Annotated in this window: 14 protein-coding genes; 5 read left to right on the top strand and 9 right to left on the bottom strand. The window is 34.4% G+C overall.

The genetic code is table 11. From position 1 onward, the window contains the following. Positions 1-102: 102 nt before the first annotated feature. Entirely contained in the window at positions 103-3,105 is a 3,003-nt protein-coding gene (locus tag B4N66_RS01070; protein ID WP_291091884.1) for a tail fiber domain-containing protein, read from the bottom strand. A gap of 147 nt (positions 3,106-3,252) precedes the next feature. Here B4N66_RS01070 and B4N66_RS01065 point away from each other — a divergent pair, with 147 nt between their 5' ends. After that, positions 3,253-3,957 (top strand): LytR/AlgR family response regulator transcription factor, encoded by a 705-nt coding sequence (locus B4N66_RS01065; protein ID WP_291091882.1) that lies wholly within the window; start codon positions 3,253-3,255, stop codon positions 3,955-3,957. Then, positions 3,954-5,927, top strand: coding sequence for a tetratricopeptide repeat-containing sensor histidine kinase (locus tag B4N66_RS01060; RefSeq protein ID WP_291091880.1), 1,974 nt, complete (start codon positions 3,954-3,956; stop codon positions 5,925-5,927). The genes B4N66_RS01065 and B4N66_RS01060 overlap by 4 nt, the downstream gene beginning before the upstream one ends. A gap of 60 nt (positions 5,928-5,987) precedes the next feature. Here the strand turns inward: B4N66_RS01060 and trxA are convergent, their stop codons facing one another. From trxA to B4N66_RS01040, 4 genes are all read right to left on the bottom strand, one after another. After that, on the bottom strand, positions 5,988-6,305 hold the full coding sequence (gene trxA / locus B4N66_RS01055; protein WP_112085032.1) for a thioredoxin: 318 nt from the start codon (positions 6,303-6,305) through the stop codon (positions 5,988-5,990). 121 nt (positions 6,306-6,426) lie between these two features. Beyond that, positions 6,427-10,941 carry a DNA polymerase III subunit alpha gene (gene dnaE / locus B4N66_RS01050; protein ID WP_291091877.1) on the bottom strand — a complete coding sequence of 1,505 codons (4,515 nt, stop codon included), beginning with the start codon at positions 10,939-10,941 and terminating at the stop codon, positions 6,427-6,429. 168 nt (positions 10,942-11,109) lie between these two features. Beyond that, complete coding sequence (locus B4N66_RS01045; protein ID WP_291091875.1) at positions 11,110-11,484, bottom strand: RNA recognition motif domain-containing protein; 375 nt, start codon at positions 11,482-11,484, stop codon at positions 11,110-11,112. A gap of 148 nt (positions 11,485-11,632) precedes the next feature. Next, positions 11,633-12,130, bottom strand: coding sequence for a DUF6252 family protein (locus B4N66_RS01040; protein WP_291091873.1), 498 nt, complete (start codon positions 12,128-12,130; stop codon positions 11,633-11,635). Between the two features lie 205 nt (positions 12,131-12,335). On the opposite strand from B4N66_RS01040, the gene B4N66_RS01035 reads away from it, so the two are divergent. The 3 genes from B4N66_RS01035 to B4N66_RS01025 all read left to right on the top strand — a co-directional run bounded on the left by B4N66_RS01035 (position 12,336) and on the right by B4N66_RS01025 (position 14,268). Beyond that, positions 12,336-12,920 (top strand): 30S ribosomal protein S16, encoded by a 585-nt coding sequence (locus B4N66_RS01035; RefSeq protein WP_291091871.1) that lies wholly within the window; start codon positions 12,336-12,338, stop codon positions 12,918-12,920. A 12-nt stretch (positions 12,921-12,932) separates the two neighbouring features. Continuing rightward, on the top strand, positions 12,933-13,457 hold the full coding sequence (rimM, locus tag B4N66_RS01030; RefSeq protein WP_291091869.1) for a ribosome maturation factor RimM: 525 nt from the start codon (positions 12,933-12,935) through the stop codon (positions 13,455-13,457). A gap of 148 nt (positions 13,458-13,605) precedes the next feature. Continuing rightward, positions 13,606-14,268 (top strand): tRNA1(Val) (adenine(37)-N6)-methyltransferase, encoded by a 663-nt coding sequence (locus B4N66_RS01025; RefSeq protein WP_291091867.1) that lies wholly within the window; start codon positions 13,606-13,608, stop codon positions 14,266-14,268. Here the strand turns inward: B4N66_RS01025 and B4N66_RS01020 are convergent, their stop codons facing one another. The 4 genes from B4N66_RS01020 to B4N66_RS01005 all read right to left on the bottom strand — a co-directional run bounded on the left by B4N66_RS01020 (position 14,269) and on the right by B4N66_RS01005 (position 24,076). Then, on the bottom strand, positions 14,269-15,066 hold the full coding sequence (locus tag B4N66_RS01020; RefSeq protein WP_291091865.1) for a tetratricopeptide repeat protein: 798 nt from the start codon (positions 15,064-15,066) through the stop codon (positions 14,269-14,271). Positions 15,067-15,201: 135 nt separating this feature from the next. Beyond that, positions 15,202-16,452, bottom strand: a complete 1,251-nt coding sequence (locus tag B4N66_RS01015; protein ID WP_291091863.1) for a gliding motility-associated C-terminal domain-containing protein — start codon at positions 16,450-16,452, stop codon at positions 15,202-15,204. A gap of 54 nt (positions 16,453-16,506) precedes the next feature. Then, complete coding sequence (locus tag B4N66_RS01010) at positions 16,507-17,760, bottom strand: hypothetical protein (RefSeq protein ID WP_291091861.1); 1,254 nt, start codon at positions 17,758-17,760, stop codon at positions 16,507-16,509. A 10-nt stretch (positions 17,761-17,770) separates the two neighbouring features. Further along, positions 17,771-24,076, bottom strand: coding sequence for a hypothetical protein (locus tag B4N66_RS01005; protein WP_291091859.1), 6,306 nt, complete (start codon positions 24,074-24,076; stop codon positions 17,771-17,773). Positions 24,077-24,151 lie beyond the last annotated feature (75 nt).

Here is a 24,151-nt window from a genome sequence, read left to right as displayed (position 1 = left end):
AACATAAAGGTACTAATTTTTATAATTAGGAATATAAAAAATTAAAAAAGGTTCAACTTTCGCTAAACCTCTTTACAACTAAATACATTCCAACTTATTTAGCTATTCTTTGTCTAATTTTTTTTCTAATTGTAAAACTCTTTCTTGAAGTTTTAAGATTATTTCTTGTTGTTCTTGAATCGCTTTTACTAGAGGCACAACGAATTCTGCATAACGAAGTCCATAAAAATCATCATCGTTTTTAGGCTTATCTACACCGGAAAATTCGAATCCCAATTCTTTGGCTACTTCTTCAACTTCTTGAGCGATAAATCCGGTTTGAATTTCTTGTTTTTTAACGGTTTCAGTTTCCGGTTTTCTTACTTCTGAAGGTGTTTTTAAATACGCATGAATGACATCCAAATCCAATTGATACGTAACCGGTTTTAGTTTGGATATAAATGAAAGTCCCGGTACATTGGTTTGCACATTGGTTTTAAAACGACCATCGGAAACATTGGTCCAATTGGCAAATCCGCCGATGGAAGTAACACCGGCATCGCCAATTCGAACTTGGTTATCTGCCGTTATTCCCGATGCGTCACCTATGGCAGTTGAGTTTATATAGTTTGTAGTGCTGAATGCATTTGTACCTAAAGCAGTATTGTAATTGCCTGTTGTAATATTTAAGCCACTATTACTGCCAATCGCTGCATTTCTAAAACCGGTTGTCGCTGAATTTAGAGCTCGATAACCAACACCTGTGTTGTTTGAAGTCGTTGAACTATATAAAGCTTCTGAACCGAGGGCGGTATTTTGATTGCCAGTTTGATTCAAATATAATGAGCGATTGCCAAGACTGTTGTTATTATTCCCTGTTGTGTTTGTATATTGAGATTCAACACCAATTGCTGTATTTGGTGTTCCTGTTGTATTATTTCTTAAAGAAGTAGTTCCAACGGCAGTGTTATAACTTCCAGTTGTATTTGCTCCAAGAGATAAACCACCATTCGCTGTATTAAAACTTCCTGTTGTATTTGTAGCTAAGGAACCATCCCCAAGAGCGGTATTAAAAATCCCTGTCGTGTTTTCATAAAGAGAGAGATTACCAATTGCTGTATTGTTTTGTCCCGTTGTATTAAAACGTAATGAAGACCTCCCGACGGCAGTATTATTACTACCTGTTGTATTTGAAGCTAGAGACAATGTTCCACTCGCTGTATTAAAACTCCCCGTTGTATTTGAACCTAAGGAAAAACTCCCTACGGCAGTATTATTAGTTCCTGTTGTATTAAAAAACATACTTGATCCACCTAGGGCGGTGTTGAAACTACCCGTTGTATTAGATCTCATGGCCGATGTCCCTATTGCCGTATTATCTATTGCCGTTGTATTAGAATTTAAGGAATAAACCCCAACAGCAGTATTAGAATTTCCGGTTGTATTTGAAAACAAGCTTTGAAAACCCATGGCTGTGTTTTCGTAACCTGTTGTATTAAACTCCATAGCTTTAGGTCCTATTGCCGTATTCCAGCCTCCGGTTGTGTTTAATCGTAATGCATCAACACCATTGGCAACATTGTAAACTCCAGTTGTATTTGAATATAATGTTTGATAACCATTTGCTGTATTATTATCTCCTGTTGTATTTGAAAACAAAGAATTTCTACCTATGGAAGTGTTATAATTTCCGGTTGTATTATTTCTTAAAGAGGCAGTTCCAACGCCTGTATTGTCTACCCCTGTAGTATTATTATTCAATGCCTCTCTACCCACCGCCGTATTCCAACTTCCGGTTGTGTTTAATCGCAAAGCGGTATTACCTACTGCTGTATTATCTTGACCTGTTGTGTTTGTAAATAATGCTGCAACGCCAAAAGCGGCATTATTACTTCCTGTTGTATTGGAATACAATGCATCAACTCCGTTGGCTATATTATAAATTCCTGTGGTGTTACTTTGTAAGGACTGAAAACCTATAGCAGTATTATAGTCGGCAGTATTATTCGTTAATGCATTTTGACCAATTGCAGTATTGTTTGAACCTGAAATTCCAAAACGCATGGCACTATTCCCAATCGCTACATTAAAATTCCCATTAATATTTGATCTATATGCGTCTGTTCCTACAACGGTATTATTAACTCCATTTGTATTTGCCTCCATACTTCCTGCACCAATGCTTACATTGTAATTACCTATTGTATTATTAAACAATGCATTTACCCCAACAGCTGTGTTTGCCAATCCTAAAGTATTATTTCTCAAAGAAGTCGCTCCTAATGCTGTATTAAATTCTCCTGTGGTATTTAGAAATAATGAATAATACCCTACAGCACTGTTATTTCCGCCCGTTGTATTAGTAGCCAATGATTGCCGTCCAATTGCTGTATTAAAACTTCCAGAATTATTTGAAATCATTGCATTACTTCCAACGGCAGTATTTTCATTACCCGTTTGATTAAATCGTAATGCATTATTCCCAAAAGCTGAGTTAAGAAAACCTGTAGTATTGGCAGCAATAGCATCATTCCCAACAGCGGTATTTCTATATCCTGTTGTATTTAAAAACAACGCATAAGCTCCGACAGCTACATTTACACTACCTGTAGTATTTGTATTTAAAGTGTTGTGCCCAATTGCAGTATTATATTGGCCAGTTGTATTATTTAAATATGCTTGACTACCTAATGCAATACTATTTGCTGAAATTCGACCAGAAATAAGATTATTTCGTCTAAAAACGACATCATTATTATCTATAGTTCCGATAAAATTTACGGCAGGATTTGTTCCTATATTACCAGTCAATTTCCAGCCGTCCTTGCTTCCATTTCCCACTGGAATCCATAAGTTTGAAGTATTATTCCAATAATAAAACCCAGGTTCATCGCTACCGGAAGTCGTGGTTAAATAAACCAACATTCCTTGTTGAGATGCAGTAGGATTCGTTAACGGAAAGGTGTCAACTTTTGGAATCAATAAACCATCTGTGTTGGCAGGAGTTGATTGATTACTTGATCGAATATCCAATTGTGCTTGAGGTGAAGTTGTATTGACACCTACTTGTGAAAAGGCAGTAAAAAAACACAAATGGAAAAAGACAATAATAAAATTCTTTTTCATGATATTGCTAATTAAAGTTGGAATTGAGAGCAAAATTGATTGAAAAAAGTAGTTGAAAAAAGCACAAAAGGACGAACGACATTTTTACTACACAAACAACCGATTTTAGGTAAATCTTTTTATATTTGAGTAAATATTCTCCTTACTATGAAGGTGTTTAGCTGTATCATTGTGGATGATGACGAGATGGATCGACTCGTGATGCAATCGTATGCCAAAAGATTTTTAAATTTAAAAGTTGTTGGTGTTTTTGAGTCCGCTGAAAAAGCACTTCTCTTTTTAAATCAGAATGAGGTTGATATCGCTTTTTTAGATATAGAAATGCCGGGCGAATCTGGCATAGAACTTCGTAAAAAAGCACTTTCCATTCCGATATGTGTTTTTATTTCTTCTCATGTTGAAAGTGCTGCTGAAACGTTTGAAATTCAAACTTTGGATTTTATTGTAAAACCGTTTAAATTTCCACGTTTTGAACAAACTGTTGAACGAATTGAAGAATACATGAACATCAAAACCAAAGCCGACTTGTATGAACAAACGACAGGCGGAGATGCTATATATATTAAAATTGGAACAGAAAAAGTCAAAATTCGATTGCATGAAATTTTATATTTAGAAGCTTTGAAAAATTATACCATTATTGCGACTGAGAGTAAACGACATTATGTTTTGAAAGGGTTAACCGAATTTTTAAGTGAAGATTTATTTCGTCAATTTGTTCGTATTCATAGAAGTTTTGCGGTGATGCCAGCTAAAATTAATAAATTCAATTCCAACGAAATAGAATTAATTAACGGTACATGCTTACCAATTGGGCGAAGCTTTAAAAATGATTTACATAATCAATTATGAAGAAAATATTACTTCTTTTTTTTCTGTTCTCAATCAAATTAACTTTTGGACAAATTCCAAAATCGTATGATTCATTAGAAGTATTTTTAAAAACAAAACCGATTGACACTAATTATATTAAAGCACTCAACAGCTTCACTTTTCTGAAAGTGAAACAAGGTAAATTTAATGAAGTGGATTCGCTTTTAAGCCAAATGAAAATTCACTCTACTCAATTAAAGTTTCCAAAAGGAGAATATTTAGTCATCAATATGAAAGGAGTCATTGCCTGGTCTAATCAAAAACCTGAAGAGGCTTTGACGCATTTTCTTGAAGCAAAAAAGTTTCTTGAAAAAAAGAACATGCCAAAAAAAATGCTTCAATTTTTGATGGAAAATATCATGTCCACTCATTCACAACTTGGCAATCGAGAAGATGCCACTAAAACAGCTTTTGAAATTATTGGATTACAAGATAAATATGATTTGAAACCAATTACCAGCCCGTATATTACTATTGCTCAAAATTTAAAATTGCACAATAAACATAAAGAAGCAATTGAATATCTTGAAAAAGCAATTGATATCAATACAAAAGAAAACAACAATTCAGGTCTTGGAATTAACTATAACAGATTAGGAAATATTTATGAAGATTTAGGTCAGATTGACAAATCTATTGATTGTTTTAAAAAAGGAATTTCCTTCGCACAAAAAGACGAATATGTTTTGCTTGAAGCAGAATTATCTGTGAATTTGGGAAGACTTTATATGACCAAAAAGGAGTTTTCAAATGCAGAAAAATATTTACTATTGGGTGAAAAACTCTGTAGAGAAGTTAATGCACCCCAAACGTTATTAATTGCTTGCTCTGATTTAGGAAATTATTATCTTGAAAATAATCAACTAGAAAAATCATTTGCTTATTATTCAGAGGCTTATGAATTGGCAAAAGAAAACAACAATTATAATTACATCGTCATTACAGCTGAAAATTTGGCCGATTATTATCAAAAAAAGAAAGATTACAATAAAGCTTTTACTTTTTTAAAAGAAGCATACATGGCTAAAGATTCTGTTTTTAACATGAAAGTAGCAGATAAAACTGAGGAACTTTTGCGAACGTATCAAAATGAACTGAAAGAGCAAAAAATAAAAAACCTTACTGTTGAAAATGATATTAAAAATTTAAAAATAAGTACGGCAAATAAACAAAGACTGTATTTATTTTTAGGATTATTTTTAGTGACTTGTATTGGAGCCATCCTTTTCTATCAAAACCAACAACGTAAAAAAACAAACCATAAACTTCAACAGCTTAACGCAGAACTCGACCAAGCCAATAAAGCTAAAACACGATTTTTCAGTATTTTGAATCACGATTTACGCGGGCCGGTTGCGAATTTGATTTTCTTCTTACAATTACAAAAAGAAAGTCCTGAAATGTTAGATGAAGAAAGTATCAAACGAATGCAAGACAAAACGATGAGTGGTGCAGAAAATTTGTTGAATTCAATGGAAGATATTTTACAATGGAGCAAAAGTCAGATGGAGAATTTTAAACCTCAACCTACCAACATTGAGATTAATTCGTTGTTTGAAGATACCAAAAAACACTTTTCAAGCACTGAACACATTCAGATTCAATTTGAAAATCCGAGTAATTTAAAGTTATTTACCGATGAAAATTACCTCAAAACCATCATTCGAAATTTGACTGGCAATGCCATAAAAGCATTAGAAGGAATTGACGATCCGAAAATAATTTGGAAAGCTTGGCAAAAAGACAATCAAACTTTTTTGTCCGTTTCAGATAATGGAAAAGGTGCAACTCAAGAACAATTCAAAGCACTTTATGATGATAAAGAAGTGGTTGGAATAAAATCCGGTTTGGGTTTGCACTTGATTCGGGATTTAGCAAAAGCGATTGACTGTGAAATTTTAGTGGATTCTAAATTGGGTGAAGGAACGACTTTTACTTTAAAATTATAATTTTGAGTTTAAAAAAAGGCCTGATTTTCATCAGACCTTGAAATTTATTTTTATTAAAAATTACAACAATGCATCAATTGCATCAGTGTAATTTTTCTTTGGAGCAACACCCACTTGTCTTCCAACTACTTCTCCATTTTGAAAAACTAAAACGGTTGGAATGTTTCTAACGCCGTATTTTGCTGCAAATTCTTGGTTTGCATCTACGTCAACTTTTCCAACAACAGCTTTTCCTTCATATTCTGTTGCGATTTCATCAATAACCGGTCCAACCATTCTACATGGTCCGCACCATGCTGCCCAAAAATCTACTACTACCGGTTTATCTGATTTTAAAACTACTTCATCAAAAGTAGCGTCTGTTATTGCTAATGCCATTTTATATTTTTTTATTGATTATTATTTCTTTATTTAACACTGCAAATTTAAAAATTTAAAACTTAAAGTCGTGTTAATTGAAAATTAGTTTTGATTATGAATGTATTGGTGGAATTGATGACTAATTCAACCTAAAATCAACCTGCTTTTTCTCCAACTCACTTAATAATTCATTCGAGATTTGAACTTTTAGTTTGCGGCTTGGCATACTTAACTTCGTTACCATTCTTATTTCTTCGGTTGGAGCTTCGATTTCCATTTCAATATCCTCTAAATTCTCAATGTCTAAATCATCATCCGAAGCAATTACAACGGGCTTAATTTCTACTTCTTTTTTTACTTTTTCCAATTCCATTACTTCAAACGTAACCGCATTATCACCTTGAAATGTTTTAAAAATGGCACTCAAATCGGAAATCAAATTTTGTTGCAATGCCATAATGTCCATTTGAATTGTCAATTTTTTAGCAAATTGTGGCAAAACATCTTGCAAATATTGAATTAGTTGAAATGTAATTCGCGGATCTCCTTTTTTACCGGTTTCTTTGTTTGCCCATCCTTCACGCACCATCACTTTCATAAATGTAAAATTATTTTGGATGATAAAATGTCGGAATTTTAAATATTCTTCACCATAAATTCTAAATTCGTGGCTTTCATCATATCCTTCCAACATAAACGAAGCCCAGCCTTTACCATTTTGAGCTATGCGATGTTGAACATTCGTTATAATTCCGCCAAAAGTCAACGTCTTATTCACGTGTTGCTCTAAATTTTTAAGGTATTCTAATTTTGAATTACAGAAATATTTCATCTCAAAACGAAAATCATCTAATGGATGTCCGGAAATATAAATCCCAACAACTTCTTTTTCTTTGGCTAATTTCTCCATCGTACTCCATTCATCGCAAGGTGGAACCAGTGGCTCCGCAATTTGAACATCGCTTGCTTCACCAAACAAACTCACTTGAGCCGAATTTTCATTTTCCTGAAATTTTGCTCCGTAACGGATCGCTTTTTCCAAAAACGTGATGTTATCACCGTCATGATGAAAATATTGTGCACGATGCGTTGCCGAAAAACCATCAAAACCACCTGCTAAAGCTAAATTTTCAAAGGCTTTTTTGTTGGCTGCACGCAAATCAATTCGTTTTGCTAAATCAAAAATAGATTTATATTTTCCATCTTTCAATCGGTTTTGTACGATGGTTTCCACTGCACCGGCTCCTACTCCTTTGATAGCTCCCATTCCAAAACGAATCGCACCATCATCATTTACGGTGAATTTATAAAACGATTCATTCACATCCGGACTCAATACTTTCATACCCATTCGTTTGCATTCTTCCATAAAAAACGAAACCTGTTTGATATCGTTCATATTGTTAGAAAGCACCGCCGCCATATATTCCGCAGGATAATGAGCTTTTAGATAGGCCGTTTGATAGCCAATCCAAGCATAGCAAGTGGAATGCGATTTATTGAAAGCATAACTTGCAAAAGCTTCCCAATCTTTCCAAATTTTTTCTAAAACAGTTGCATCGTGACCTTTAGATGCTGCTTGTTCTATAAATTTTGGTTTCATTTTATCCAACGTTGCTCTATCTTTTTTACCCATTGCTTTACGCAAAACGTCGGCATCACCTTTTGAAAAATCGGCTAAAGATTGCGACAAAAGCATTACTTGCTCTTGATATACTGTAATTCCGTACGTCTCGCTTAAATATTCTGCACAAGCATCTAAGTCATATTTTATTTCTTCTTGGCCATTTTTTCTAAGAACGAAAGATGGAATATATTCTAATGGTCCCGGACGATACAAGGCATTCATCGCAATTAAATCGCCAAAAACAGTTGGCTTTAAATCACGAAGGTATTTTTGCATTCCAACCGATTCGTATTGAAAAATTCCAACTGTTTCTCCCCGTTGAAAAAGCTCATACGTTTTGACATCATCAATTGGAAAAGCATCCGGATCGAGTTCTTTTCCGGTTCGATATTTAATTAATTTAACCGTATCTTTTATTAACGTAAGGGTTTTTAATCCCAAAAAGTCCATCTTTAACAAACCGGCACTTTCAACCACCGAGTTGTCAAATTGAGTGACATATAAATCGGAATCTTTTGCTGTTGCCACAGGAACGAAATTGGTAATGTCGCTTGGCGTAATGATGACTCCACACGCGTGAATTCCGGTATTTCGCAACGATCCTTCTAATACTTTTGCTTGTTGGATGGTTTCTCCGGCTAATTCACCTTGATTGGCTATCGCAATTAATTCTTTAATGTTATCAAATTCATCCGAACGAACGGCTTTTTTTACTTCATCGATTGAATCGGATAAAAATCGGGCTAAGCTCCATTTTCCAGGCATCATTCCCGGAATTAATTTAGCTAATTTATCGGCTTCAAAAAGAGGTAAATCGAGCACACGAGCGGTATCTCTTAACGAAGATTTGGTCGCCATTTTTCCATACGTGATGATCTGTGCCACCTGATTTGAACCGTATTTATCAATTACATATTGCATCACGCGACCACGACCTTCATCATCAAAATCGATATCAATATCGGGCATCGAAACCCTGTCAGGATTTAGGAAACGCTCAAAAAGCAAATCGTATTCTAATGGGTCAATGTTCGTAATCCACAAACAATAGGCAACCACTGAACCGGCAGCCGAACCACGTCCGGGTCCCACCGAAACATCCATTTCACGAGCGGCTCTGATAAAATCTTGAACAATCAAAAAGTATCCTGGGTAACCTGTGTTTTCAATTGTTTTTAATTCAAAATCAAGACGTTCTTCAATTTCTGGCGTGATTATTTCGTATCGTTTTTTTGCCCCTTCATACGTAAGATGTCTTAAAAATAAATTTTCACCTCTTTTTCCTCCATCTTCTTCATCTTCAGGAACTAAAAATTCTTCAGGAATGTCAAACTTTGGAAGCAAAACTCCACGAGCCAAGTCGAAAATTTCAATTTTATCAACTACTTCGGTGATGTTTAAAATGGCTTCGGGTAAATCGGAGAAAAGTTTTTTCATCTCGTCACCCGTCTTAAAATAATATTCTTGATTGGGCAAACCGTAACGATAACCGCGACCTCTTCCTATGGGTGTGGCTTGTTTTTCACCATCGCGAACACAAAGCAAAATGTCGTGAGCATTGGCATTTTCTTTATCCACATAAAAAACATTGTTGGTAGCCACCGTTTTTACGTTATGCTTTTTGGCCAATGAAATCAACGAAGTATTCACTCGATTCTCATCTTCTTGATTGTGTCGCATCAATTCGATGTAAAAATCATCACCGAATTCATTTTTCCACCAAAGCAACGCTTCTTCTGCTTGATTTTCGCCGATATTTAAAAGTTTATTCGGAATTTCGCCGGACAAACTTCCCGACAAAACAATCAAATCTTCTTTATATTTTTGAATAACTTCTTTGTCAATTCGGGGAACATAATAAAATCCGTCAGTATAACCAATGGATGACATTTTGGCTAAATTATGATAACCCTTTTTATTCTTAGCCAAAAAAACCACTTGATAGCCATTGTCTTTTCGGGTTTTATCTTTGTGATTATCGCAGACAAAAAATTCGCATCCCACAATTGGTTTTACAATTGTTTCTGTGGGATTTTCTCCGGCCTCAATTGCTGCTTTGTTTTTAGCTTCGGCTGATTTATTATGGTATAAAACGTCGCGGACAAAATGAAAAGCTCCCATCATATTGCCAATATCGGTCATTGCGACTGCAGGCATTTTATTCTTTACGGCTGCTTTCACCAAATCGGCAACAGAAATTGTAGATTGTAAAACTGAAAATTGCGAATGATTATGCAAATGCACAAAATCAACATCGACTAATGTTTTTTGGTTTTCAACTAAATCTGTCTTTGCAACTTCTTTTGGTTGTTCTTTTTGAAATTGTTTCCGAATTGCTTCAGAAGCTTCCTTTAAATTAATATGTTTTAATCCGATAAGTTGAATTTCTTTCGGATTTTGTTCATTAAAATTTTTGAAATAATCGGCAGGAACATCGAGTTCTTCTTTGGTGAAAATTTCTTTTCTTATTAATTCCAAAAAACACCTTGTCGTTGCCTCCACGTCGGCAGTTGCATTATGAGCTTCTGAAAAAGGAACGCCAAAAAGGTATTGATGTAATTCGGTTAGGGTAGGCAATTTGAATTTCCCTCCACGTCCGCCGGGAAGTTTCAACAAATTGGCTGTTACTTCGGTACACGTATCTAAAACCGGTTTAAAAGTCAGTGGAGAATTTAGATTCATCCGATGAAATTCGCATCCCATAATATTCACATCAAAACCAACATTTTGACCAACAATGAATTTGGCTTTGCTTAAAGCGATGTTGAATTTTTCGAGAACTTCACTCAAAGGAATTCCGTCTTGTTGAGCCAATTCGGTTGAAATACCGTGAATTCGTTCGGCATCATACGGAATATTAAATCCGTCCGGTTGCACGAGATAATCTTGATGTTCGAGCAAATTTCCCATTTCGTCGTGCAATTGCCAAGCAATTTGAATGCAACGAGGCCAGTTGTCGGTATCGGTTAATGGTGCATCCCATCGTTTGGGCAAGCCGGTGGTTTCGGTATCGAAGATTAAAAACATGTGAGAGTGATTAGTGAAAAGTGATTCGTAATTAGCGGAAAAACCAATTGACAATTCTATTTTCAAAAATACATTTTAAGGAAGAGAATGTCAACTTTAGTTATCAACAAAACAAAAAACCATCCTGATTGCTCAAGATGGTTTTGTTGATGTTATAAAGAAAAAATACTAGTATCTTCCTCCTCCGCCACCGCGACTGTTTCCACCACCGCTGTAGCCACCGCCACCACGACTGTTTCCACCACCACCGTAACCACCACCGCCTGAACGGTTATTGTTAAAGCTTCTTTTTTCGCCTTCCGGTTTTGGTTCTGATTTGTTTACCACAATAGCACGACCTTGAACGGTAGCTCCGTTTAGTTCGTCAATAGCTTTTTGACCTTCTTCGTCATTAGGCATTTCAACAAAACCAAAACCTTTACTTTTTCCGGTAAATTTATCAGTAATTACTTTCACAGAGTCTACAACTCCATAAGCCTCGAAAGACTCTCTTAAATCTGCTTCCTCAATACTCCAAGGAAGGCTTCCTACAAAAATGTTCATAAAAAATAATATTATTTGAAACAAAGGTAAACTATTAAAATGGCAAACCATCTTAAAAAGTAAACTTTATTTCATAAAATGTTGAAAATAAATAAAAAAGCCATTTCGTTTTTGATTCGAAATGGCTTTTTTGGGACTTTATTTCTTATTAATCTTCTTCGATTCCGGTTACAGGCACCTTATAAAAAACTCCTTGATTGAAGTTTAATATTTCTCCTCCCAACGGATTGTTTGCCATGTTAACGGCATTAAATCGGAATGAGCCGGAAACAGTTCCGTTTTCTGCATCAAATTCTGTGATTTTTATTTCTCCGTCTCCTTGATACTCCTCTTCAGTAGTCACACCCGTGCTGTAAAACAATTCACTATCATCATAATCAAATACAAAAGTTGCAACTCGTGATTGGTTTTGACCCAAAACATAGGTTCCAACATTTCTAGAAGGAATTCTTAAAGTCATTGTTTGCAAACGAGCTTTTGCAGTGATTACTAAACCACCATTTGGTTGCAAAACAGCATCGGAATCAATTGCTCTCCAAAACGTGTTTTCTAATCTTCCTTGAACTGAGGGTGAATTTAAAACAACATCTTCTTCGCAGGAAATGAATAAAAAAGCAATAGCTAAAAGAGAAAAATATTTTTTCATTGTATCAATTGTGTTTATTTCTAAAGTACAAAAATAGTTTTTCTACTGAATAAACGACATACTTTTTTGTTAAAAACACATAAAACACACTGAATCAAACAATTTAAATAAATTTTGAATCATTCATTTCTAATCCAAAAAACTTTTATATATTTGCACCCTTAATTAACAGAGGTCGAGAACCTCACAATTTAATCATACGATTATGCCAGTAAAAATTAGATTACAAAGACACGGAAAAAAAGGAAAACCTTTTTTCTGGATCGTGGCTGCTGATGCAAGAGCCAAAAGAGATGGTAAATTCTTAGACAAAATCGGAACTTACAATCCAAACACTAACCCTGCAACAATTGATTTAAACTTGGACAGTGCTGTTCAATGGTTACACAATGGTGCTCAACCAACTGATACTGCAAGAGCTATCCTTTCTTATAAAGGTGCGTTATTGAAACATCACTTGGATGGTGGAGTTAGAAAAGGTGCTCTTACACAAGAACAAGCAGATGCTAAATTAGCAGCTTGGATTGATGAAAAAGCAAACAAAGTTACTTCTAAAAAAGAAGGTTTAACTAAAGCACAAGAGAAAGCAAGAGCTGAGGCATTAAAAGCTGAAAAAGTTGCAAATGAAAAACGTGCAAATGCTGCTGCTGATGCGTTGAAAGCTGCTGAAGCAACTGAAGAGGTTGCTGAAGAAGTTAGCGAAGTTGCAACTGAAGTAGCTGTTGAGGAAACTCCTGCTGTTGAAGAAGCTCCTGCTGCTGAAGAAACAAACGAAGAAAAAGAAGCTTAATATTCTGCGATAATGCGTAAAGAAGAATGTTTCTATCTTGGCAAAATCGCTAAAAAATTTAGTTTCAAAGGTGAAGTTTTGGTCTATTTAGACACAGACGAGCCCGAATTATATGAAAATATGGAATCAGTTTTTGTTGAATTAAACAAAAATCTGGTTCCATTTTTTATTGAAAACAGTTCACTACATAAAAATGACTTTCTGAGAGTCAAATTTGAAGATGTTGAAACAGAAGAGGATGCTGATGCCATTATGGGTTGTGAACTTTATCTTCCACTTTCGTTTTTACCAAAATTAGAAGGAAATCAATTTTATTATCACGAAGTAATTGGTTTTGAAGTAGAAGACCAACGACTTGGAGTGGTGGGAAAAATTGTTTCTATCAATGATACAACTGCTCAACCACTTTTTGAAGTTTTGAATGGTAATGTTGAAATGCTTATTCCGATGATTGATCAGTTTTTGGTTAAAATTGATCGTGATAACAAGAAGGTGGTTATGAATTTGCCGGAAGGTTTGGTTGAGATGTATCTTTAGAAAGTTTCAAGTTTAGCTTCGCTCTATTCGGCTCCGCCTCGGGTCAGGTTTCAAATTTCAAGTTCTGGAATCAAAATTCTTCATTCAAAAATCGTTAATCACAGTGTTTCAATTCAAACAATTTTCTATTCAACAAGATCGATGTGCTATGAAAGTAGGAACTGATAGTGTGTTATTGGGAGCTTGGTGTCCGATTGAAAACAATCCTTTTTCAGTATTGGATATTGGTGCAGGGACGGGAATTTTATCATTAATGATAGCCCAACGAAGCAATGCCGAACAAATTGACGCATTAGAAATTGACGAAGATGCGTACGAACAATGCGTAGAAAATTTTGAAAATTCGCCTTGGGGAGAAAGACTCTTTTGTTTTCACGCCGGTTTGGATGAGTTTGTCGATGAACCGGAAGATGAGTATGATTTAATCATTTCTAATCCGCCTTTTTATTCCGAAGATTATAAAACCGAAAATTCGCAACGTGATTTAGCCAGATTTCAAGAAGCGATGCCTTTTGAAGATTTGATTGAAGCGGCTGATTTATTACTTTCTGAAAATGGAATTTTTGCCGTGATTATCCCTTACAAAGAAGAAGAAAAATTTATCGATTTGTGTGCAGAAGTGGAACTTTATCCGATTAAAGTAACTCGTGTAAAAGGCACTTCAACCACAGAAATCAAACGAAGTTTGCTGGCTTTTAAACGTTATGAATTAAGCACTTTAACGGCTGATGAATTGGTTATCGAAATTAATCGTCACGAATATACAGATGATTATATCAATCTTACCAAAGATTTTTATTTAAAGATGTAATTACCATTTCACTTTATACGGATATACTTCGAAAATCATATTATCTTCATTAATTGTGTAGCCGTTTTTAGCATCAGTTTTAGCTTCCAACAACAAATCATTTGCTCTTTTTTCCTGACCAATTCTTCCTAAACAAAAAGCTTTGTAAACTTTTGCATCCGAAAAGTTTTCATATTGAGAGATGGCTTTATCAAATTCTTCGATGGCTTGTTCCCACTTTTTTTGTTCATATAATGTTATTCCGTAGTAAAATAAATCAAGGTGATGAGCTTCACCTCTTAAATCAGTTTGTTCTGCAATATCAGTTTTAAAGATTTCTTCTGCTTTGTCAAATTCATTCAATTGTAAATGTGATAAGGCAATGTAGAAGTTATATGTATGATCCATTTCATAACTATTGCCGGACATTTCTTTGCACTTTTCAAAATCGATAATTGCTTCTCTATATGTTCTTGCGAAAATGCATTTGATATATGCTCGATACGAAAGCCATCGATGTGGATCATGTTCTACTGCTTTATCACAAAAAACCATTCCGGCTTCATACTTTTTCATTTTAAATAAAGGCATTGCTTTTTGTTGCCATAAATAGGCAATGGTTGGATCTTTTTTGAGTCCTTCATCCAAACATTCTTGTAGTTCATTCATATTATAAAATGAATAATTTTTAGCACAATTGTGCACGTATTCATCTACAATTTTTTGTTGGGCTTCTTTTTGAACTGCATTGGCTTGGCTATTTTGAGCCATCAAAGAGACCGCAAATAATAGTAGAACGAAAGTAAAACAGATTTTCATTTTTAGGCTTTTAATAATTTTATGAAAAGTAAAAAATTACTTTAAATGGCGAGGTTAATAAGATGTTAATGGAGATAAAAAAACATTCAACATTGAAATCTCAACGTTGAATGTTCAATCAATTTAGCTTAATTTTTATAAACTAATATATAAATAACCTGCTTTTTTGGTTCTTATTCCTCCATTTTCATCTAAGAAATTGATGTGATAAAAATAAGTTCCCACAGGTAATTTTTCATTTTTTGCAATTGTTACACGTCCATCAGAATAGCCATTAAAAACATTACCGTTTGTGTTATAGGAAGTTGTTTCATATACTTTTACACCCCAACGATTATAGATTTCAACTGTATTTTGTGGACATTCTTCAATTCCGTCGATAATAAAATAATCATTCCTTCCGTCTTCATTTGCAGAAATGGCATTGTAGATTACAACTCCCCTTCCGCCGCAAGGCAAGATGTCTTCTGATCGAACACGAGCCAATGTAAAAACCCCATACTGCGTAAGTGGATCGATAACAGTAGTTACTTCTTTTGTATTTATGTCTGCCACACCACCTTCATCAACCCATCTGTTTTCGGAAACATCCCACCGAACGATGTGAATATCTTCTAAAGGAGCTGCATATATTTCTGTTGGAGTTGTATCTTCATCCCATGAAAGAGTTAGAAAAATATTGCTGTTTCCTGCTGTTTTATCAACTGTCCAATACTCTGCATTATCTATCAAAGTAATTATCCCTGTTCTGTTTTCGAGTGGATAAAGCGGATTAGAATTTTCCCAGAAATATTTTCCGGTAAACGCATCAATAGATAATTGAGGAGCAGAAATGGAAGCATATCGAAACTGACCTCCATCACCAATTGGAAATTGAAAAAATTGATTTCCGTTTTTACGAACATAACCATCTACATGACTTTGATCTGATGTGCTATTATGAAATGCATTATCTTCAAAAACAAATAAACCGCCATGGTTATCATTGTCTACAATTCCTTGTAAAAAATTTGATTCGTTAAACACATTGATTTGGTTTGACAAATGAAAAGCAGGTTGAAGCAAATTATTGTTGAATTCAACATCAAATAAATCCATGGGAACGGTGCCGGAAATATTTTGAAAACCATATATGCCATTCACTCTCGTTATTCCAGCACTTATTCCCGATGAAAAAGTTACTATACCATCATTGTTGTAATGATTGTAAACATAAAAGTCTCCATCATTAATTAATTCTCCCGTAGCGTTATTGTCTATTGCTGCCAATGTTCCAGTAATTCCTTGAACGGAAAGAATCCCTTGATTATTTAGCTTTGTTTGAGCCATTAATCCTGCGGTTGCTGAAACAAAAACGATCAATAACTTTATTATTATTTTTATCATCTTACATGATTTAGTTTTCTAAACTGAAATTCTATTTCAATTTAATGAATTATGTTAGAAACGAACCATTAGTACGCCTGTTGCTGTTCTATAAAGTCCGCCTACCGGAACACCGGCAGCTGTTGCCGCAACGTTGTCGGGATAAACCTCACAACCTTCGATGATTGCAGGAGTTAAATCGGCTCCCGTTTTTACAACATGAATAGTTGCTTGTGGAGTATAAATATTTCCGAAACCGATTTTCCCATTTTTCAATATGGTAATCATATTAGATCTATTTGCTGGTCCTGAACCATTGCCCAACTGAAAATAAGGATCTAACGGTACAGAAAAGTTAGTTGGATCACCACCAATAAGAGCATTATATCTACCAAAAACCATGCTGCCCATTGCACCGGCAATGTTTCCAACACCTAATGTATAGCTATAATCGGCAATGGATTGGTTATTTAAGCCATAAGCAACAGCAATTTCACCATCGGCAATATTTTCTCTACCCATTGCAGAGGCTAAATTACCCGTTACAACATTGGCTTCTCCAACAGTAAAACTTTTAGTGGCATTAACAACGTTACCAATTCCAATTGCCATTGCATTATTTGAATTGATTGTATTGTTTTCTCCAATTGCACCGGAAATTGATCCTAAAACAACATTATTTACCCCTGTTGCTGATGAATTTGACCCTGAAACTGTGTTATTTGTTCCAAAAGTAACAGAGTTTAAACCAACAACTCCTGTATTTCCTGCTCCCGCTCTAACAGCACCTCTCACATCAAGAGCGACACCATCTAACATGTCGTTTGTTCCAATACCTACATTACCTATTTGATAGATATTTTGTGTATTTAAAGAAGCTTTATCAGCTGTTCCTTCCACTTGCCATGGTTCTATTTTTAGGGAATTTAAGTCAATAGGTGCATTATTATTAAATTCGTTTACGTAGAATAATTCGCTTGTTAATGGATTAAAAGATAAATCTGTATTTGTCTCAGTTACAGAACCAGAGCCATTTGAAATTCTTTCCCATTTATCAATATACCAATAATAAAATCCGGGAGTAACATCGGCTTGCGTTGCTTCGTTAAAGACAAGCAAACTATTCACGTTTCCATTATTAATAGTACTGGCGTCTGTTGTATTTAATAGATTTAAACGTGGAATTAACAAACCCCTCGTATTCCCTTCCACATCTATTGCTGTTACGTCTAAATTAGCCGATGGATTTGGAAGAGCATCTCCGATACTAACTTGTGAAAAAGTTGTAGCAGAAAAAAGTAGGGCGGCAAGTATAATTTTTACTTTCATAATTATTTTTTTAGAATATAATTTTCTTTGTTATTAACTGATTATCTGACATTTTCAGTTGGATTAAAATTGTTTGATTGGCTATGTTTAGATCAGATATAATTGTTTCTTTTGTTTTAATCTTCTTTTGATAAATTTTTCTTCCAGTAAGATCAAATAAAGTTATTTCATTTATTTCATCTAAGGATGATTTTACGTGAATTTCATTATTTTTGACAAATGCAGTAACCGAACCAACATTGAAATCGGGCTGACTTAAATTAGAATTTTGATAGACTAATTGAAATCGATTATTCATCACACCTTTTTCTGCTTGGAAATGATAAGGGCTTTCTTTTAAATCGTGGATTAAATTTAATGAATTATCCTTTAAATAGACAGAAGTATAATCAAACAAACCATCTATCCCTGCAATAGCGATTGTATATTGACCTTGAGTAGGAACATTTAACCCTATGGAAACCTCATCGTTGTTGTCAAACGGAAGTGGTCGGGCCTGAGTTGTTGTTTTTGAATCTTCTGCAAAAGAATAAATTTGAAGAGCACCTATTTCTTTGGTTGTTGCATCATACAAATCGTCTAATCCAAAAGTTGCACCTTCAGCATAACCCAAAAGTGTTCTGTTGGATGATAAATTTGCATCTAAAACATCAAGCCAAATTCGGTGTTTTTCAAATGTAAAATCAATAAAATCGATAAGATTGGATGTTCTATAGAAATTTGCATTTGTATAATTTTTACTTCGCATCGAATTATTAAAATAGACAAAATCACTTGCTGCCGTTCCGTCTTGCATTTGAACAAAAAAACCTTGTCCACCACCAATCATAAAATCATCTTCTAAAGCTGGACAACAATTTGAACCTAATAAAGTGTAAATTATATAATCATTTGATGTATAATTATAGGCAAACGAACCATAAAAAGGATCTTGGTATGAAATTGATGGGCTGTTTCCGTGGGTCCAAACTCTAACACCGCCAATTATACTTCCGCCATTTGCAAGTGTATTTCTATAAATAAATCGTGCAGCACTGATAGCAGATGGATATGGATTTCCTATCAAATTAAAATTATCGTCTAAATTAGTTATAGTTTGACCATTCAATCCGATATAATCAAGTCCGGTATAATCGCCTCGATAAATTGGGTAATTCAAATCTCCGTTAAAAGGAACGCCACTAAATAATGCTTGATAAGGTTGATTAATTGTTTCACTAAATGAATTAGGTGCTCGAACAATATATCCTTTACCCGACTCCATTAGATTTGCGTTTGCGTTTACCCAAATTCCTTGACTGATGTTTCCTCCGGTTCCGTTGTTATTATTTTGTAAAGTGTTCCATTTGTATTTTGGTCCGGTAATTTCTGTCGGGTTTGCCGAAAGGTTGTTAATATTAAATCCGGTCACACCATTACTTCCAACAACCGGAGAAGACCAATAAACATAGTCTAATTTTTTTATACTTGCTATTCGATTGTATTCAATATCACCGGTATTTGCGACATTGTTAATTTGAACTAAGCTTGCTTTATCTTCAAAAATTAGGTTTGCTCCGGCTTCCACTACGACTTCATTTAACACAGTTAGGAAGATATCTGATGCAACTGTTACTGTTCTACCTGATTTTACCAAAACCGAACAAGCATCGAGGTTGGAAGAAATAACTAAATCATCATCAATCACAACTGCTTTTCCAATATCAGGTGTTGAACTCCAGCTTCCTAATGCGTAGGTTGCAATTGCTCCACCTAAAGTCAACGTGTTTGGTGAGGTTGGATGAGTGGTTACAGAATTGACATTACACGCTACCAATCCACTTCCGGGAACGGTTCCAATTTTTGACAATTTATCTTGTGCAATCACATAATAACTCAATGTTCCGGCGGATAATCCGGTGAGAGTGAAGTTCCAAAATCCATTCAACTCATCTCCGGAAACTAATATTCCGGCAACACTTGACCAAGCTCCAGAATCAATTCTATAGTATAATCGTGGAACAAAACTTCCTGTTGTAATTGTTCCAAAACTATCTGTTATTTGAACATTTTCTAAAACTAATGATGTTGGCACCAAACCACATCCGTTTAATGTTAAGGGTGAATAAACGATTTCCGGTGCTTCAACAGTTTGACCATTAAACTGAATAGCACCCATATCAATAGCATTTCCACGGCTAATGCCATTGAAATCTAAATCATAAATTGGATCAATAAGTTGTGCTCCTAATTCGGCAAATGTTTCGCCAATTGGTGTCCAAATACCTTCTTGGTCACCGGTTCCTTCAACTAATGTTACATTTTGATAGAAGCTGTCAGAATCAGAACCTGCCATTAAGGTTTTGTATCTGCTTGTACACCCTGAAAATGAAGGGTTTATGTTAAAATTTGGATCATTAGCCTGAATTGTATTATGATCTATATTAAAACGATTATATTCCGTTCCAAAACCATCACCTTCACAATAAATATAGGATCTTCTTCCGTGTACAGATGGCGAATAAAACAAATTGTTATTAGAAACTGCTTTATAATTTACTGGTCTTATCCCCGTTTGCCCTGGATTTGTGAAAAAATCTGAAAAAATAACATCATGGCTTTTAATCGCTCCTAAAGCAGAAGTATAGCCTGTTCCTCTTGGAAGAAGATTAGTGTAAAGGATGTTATTTCTCAAATCAAGTCCGCCACTGCCAAGTCTATTTACAAATCCCACAGCTGAACCTCCAAAATTTCCGGTTGTATTACTTGTAATTTGAGTTAGGTTATCTCCAATTAAAATGGTGTTGTGATAAACTTTATAATTTATATTTTTTGTTGATAATGTTAGTCCGAAAACAGCACCAATTTTTGATGCATTTCCATGATATAATTTTGATATAGAATTATTTACAATTGTATAATCATTTAGCGTTTGGTTATCGTATATTCTAACCCAAATTCCGTTTGTGTTTGCCGGAATATCTGTGTTATAATCAGGATGAAGTGTGGTAATATTGTTATTAAAGTAAAGATTAAAAATTCTGTTGTTTTTTATTAACGCATTATAACTTGCACCAATAACATAAATTCCTGAAAGATAGACCCTATTATTTGCCGTTCCATTGGAAGACACATTGCTAATTAAATTATTCTCAATTACCGGATTATTAGCATTTTCTAAAAAAATTCCAGCCACTTCTAAATAGGTTGTTCCCCTACCCATGGAGCCATAAACCTTTATAATTTTATTATTTATAAGTTGAGAATTATTCCCGCCTGAACGAATACCAAAAACATATCCATACCAAGTCAACGGAGTTTCATCACCATTTGAAATAACCGTGTGGTCTATGGTGTTGTTTTCAATTAGGGAGTCTGATCCATTACTATATAAACCATAACCCCCAACGCCTCCTGTCTCTGAAGTAAAATTAGTTAGTATGCTATTATTTCTTACAATAGAAGCTGATTCAGAACGAATACCGTAAGAACTTGTAATACTTGTTTGAGCATTCGCTATAACTTCAACTTCATTATTTTCAATACTACCTAACCCAAGAATTCCATGAGTTGTTGAAGATGTTGCTGCATTAGATGTTATTACAATATTTTGATTATCTTTTATTTGTGAAATTACTGAAGAACTTATCCCTCTTGTGTTTGATATGTTTGTTGTGGATGTAGAATTTGCAAATAAATTGTTGTTTTCAATAATTTGAGCATTTATTCCTGAGTTATTAATAATCATTAAAGTGGATGTTGAAACTGCAGTTCCGGTTACATTCATAAAATCATTATTTTGAATAATTACATCACTTCCTGAAGAAATTATGCCATATGCAATAGAAGTAGTGGCTGAATTTGACGTTACTTCCATTGAATTATTTCCAGAAATCATTGTTGTTGAACCAGCATCTGAAATCCCTCTTATATCTATAGATGCTCCTGTTAATGCGTTAACTTTCATCAAATTATTATTTGAAATTATAGTTCCCGAACCACTATTAGCTATCCCTCTCAAATTACTTGTGCCACTACCATTAGTTATGACTTCAATTGAATTATTTTGATCAATCAATGTTGTTGAACCCGTATTTAGTATTCCTCTTGCATTTATAGTTGTTCCTGAAGTTGAATTCACCCTCATTAAGCCATTATTTCTGATGGTTACATCTGCAGCAGAATTATTAATTCCATTCACAGTTACAATTCCATTATTAGCAGAAGAAAAAACGTCTATTCCGGAATTTGAGGTGATTATAGAGTTAATAGCTGTGGACAGATTATTAATCCCACTAACAGTAACTGCTCCCGTACCCGTTGAAGTTGAATAACACTTAATTAATGGATTGTTACTTATCTGTCCTGACGAAGCTGAATTATGAATTCCATTTACAACTAACACCCAAGACGTTAACGCACTTATATCAACAGAATTATTATTTATTACTGCATTCGGTTTAGTGTTATTTATTCCATGAGCGGTAAAAGTGGAAGTTAAAGGTGACACAACTGTTGCATAGATATTAATTTCATTATCCGTGAGGTTTCCTTGACCTATGTCATTATTAATTCCGTTTACTCTTTGAGTATTCGGTATATTATCCGTTGAAAAAATAATTTTATTATTTGTTGCTATGTTCACAGTAGATCCTGTTGTAAAGAAAATTCCGTTAACGGTAGGTGAATAGTTTGAAATTGAAATCTCATTATCAATTATATAAACAGTGCCTGATTTGGCAACAAAGACACCATGAGTAGTCCCTCCACTATTATAGCCATGTATATTGATTTTGTTTTCTACTATTTGTTTATGAGTGGCCGAGGTACCATCATTGTTATATACTCCATAAATATTAGTAGCTAAATTTGCAATGTCTCCATTAATTAAATCCACTTCATTTCCACTTATCACATAGGGTTGAGCAACAGAATTTTGGTTATGGCTGTAAACTCCAGACAAAAGACTTGCAGAAGAAACATTCCCTTTATCGATATTAATTTTATTCAGATTGATAATTAATTCTCCTGAAGATAACCCACTATGAGAAATTCCGAACACCATTCCGGAAGTTTTGAGAGATTTTCCAATTGGAGTAAATAAATTATTATTTAAAATTTCCCGTTTGATGCTTGTGGGAATATCTGATTGAATAAAGTAAACAGTATGATTATGATCCACACCTTCATAATTTATTGAAACAGAATTTTCTGAACACAAAAACTCCCCTATTATTACTTCCTGAAGTATTCCTTTTGTAAATTTACCAGAAACTGCTGTCAAAGAATTATTTTCAATTAGTATAGAATTATTTTCAATTTCGATTTTAGAGCTTGTATTTCCAATTCTACTCCATATCCCAAAAGTATTTTCAGAAAAGCTTTGATAAACTTCTATTGTATTATTCCGAATTGTATTCGTATATCCTACAGCAGTAGGCTGACTTATTGTTCCTGACCAACCCATCACAATCCCGGCCATTTGTATTGTGGATGTGAATGTTGTACTTATACTTGTTATTACATTATTTTGTAAAGTAAAATTATAACATTGATTGATTAAAATACCCTCAATTGAAACACCTAATTTTTGATAAGCAGACATTGTTTCTCCATTTCCGATGCCAAAACCCGTAATCAAATTACCATCAATCTCCCATCCTGAATCCATGGCTACAGCTGTATTAGATCCTATTACTGCTATTCCGATATTCGCACCAACAACTGAATTATTTAGAATTACGTTGTCAGAGTTTGAACCTGCTTGTGTACTTGCTGTTGAAACCAGTACTCCATTGATAGAGCTAGTAACAGTTGTGGAAAAAATACCAATCGTATTTTGATAATTAGTCAAACCTGTATTTAAATTAATAGAACAGTTTTTGACACTATTATTTTTTGCTCCATCCGTATTAGAGTTTTTAAAAATTGCATATCCAAATTCGGTCATGTTGTTTGAAGCAATATCGGTAATTGTATTGAGTGGATTTTCAGACACATCAATTCCATCAAAAGTTATATGATCAGATCCAACAAATTTTATGATAGCGTCCATAATTCCTCCGGAAAAATGATTTTCGCCAGCTATAACTAAAGGATTTGTTCCAATTCCACTTTTTTGAAAAACAATTGTATTTGTAAAACTTGTTCCTGAAATATTTCCAAAAACGATTCCTCCCGGCAACAAAGCACTTACACCGGAAGGTGCAGTTTCTGTATGATTAACAGCTACGTTAAAAATCACAGAACCACTTATTCCAAATGTATTTAAAGCAATTGCAGCATCGCTAATTGTGTTATAATCTCCCGGAATAGAATACGTACCTGATAATGGCATGAGTGCTTTCGACTTACTTATTACAAGCGAGTTTGATAGACAAAAATAATTTGTCAACAGAAAGAATAGTATGAA

Source organism: Flavobacterium sp. UBA2787, assembly GCA_002352205.1.
Lineage (GTDB): Bacteria > Bacteroidota > Bacteroidia > Flavobacteriales > Flavobacteriaceae > Flavobacterium.
The sequence above is the reverse complement of the archived record's forward strand: the minus strand, read 5'-3'. Positions and strand labels throughout refer to the sequence as shown.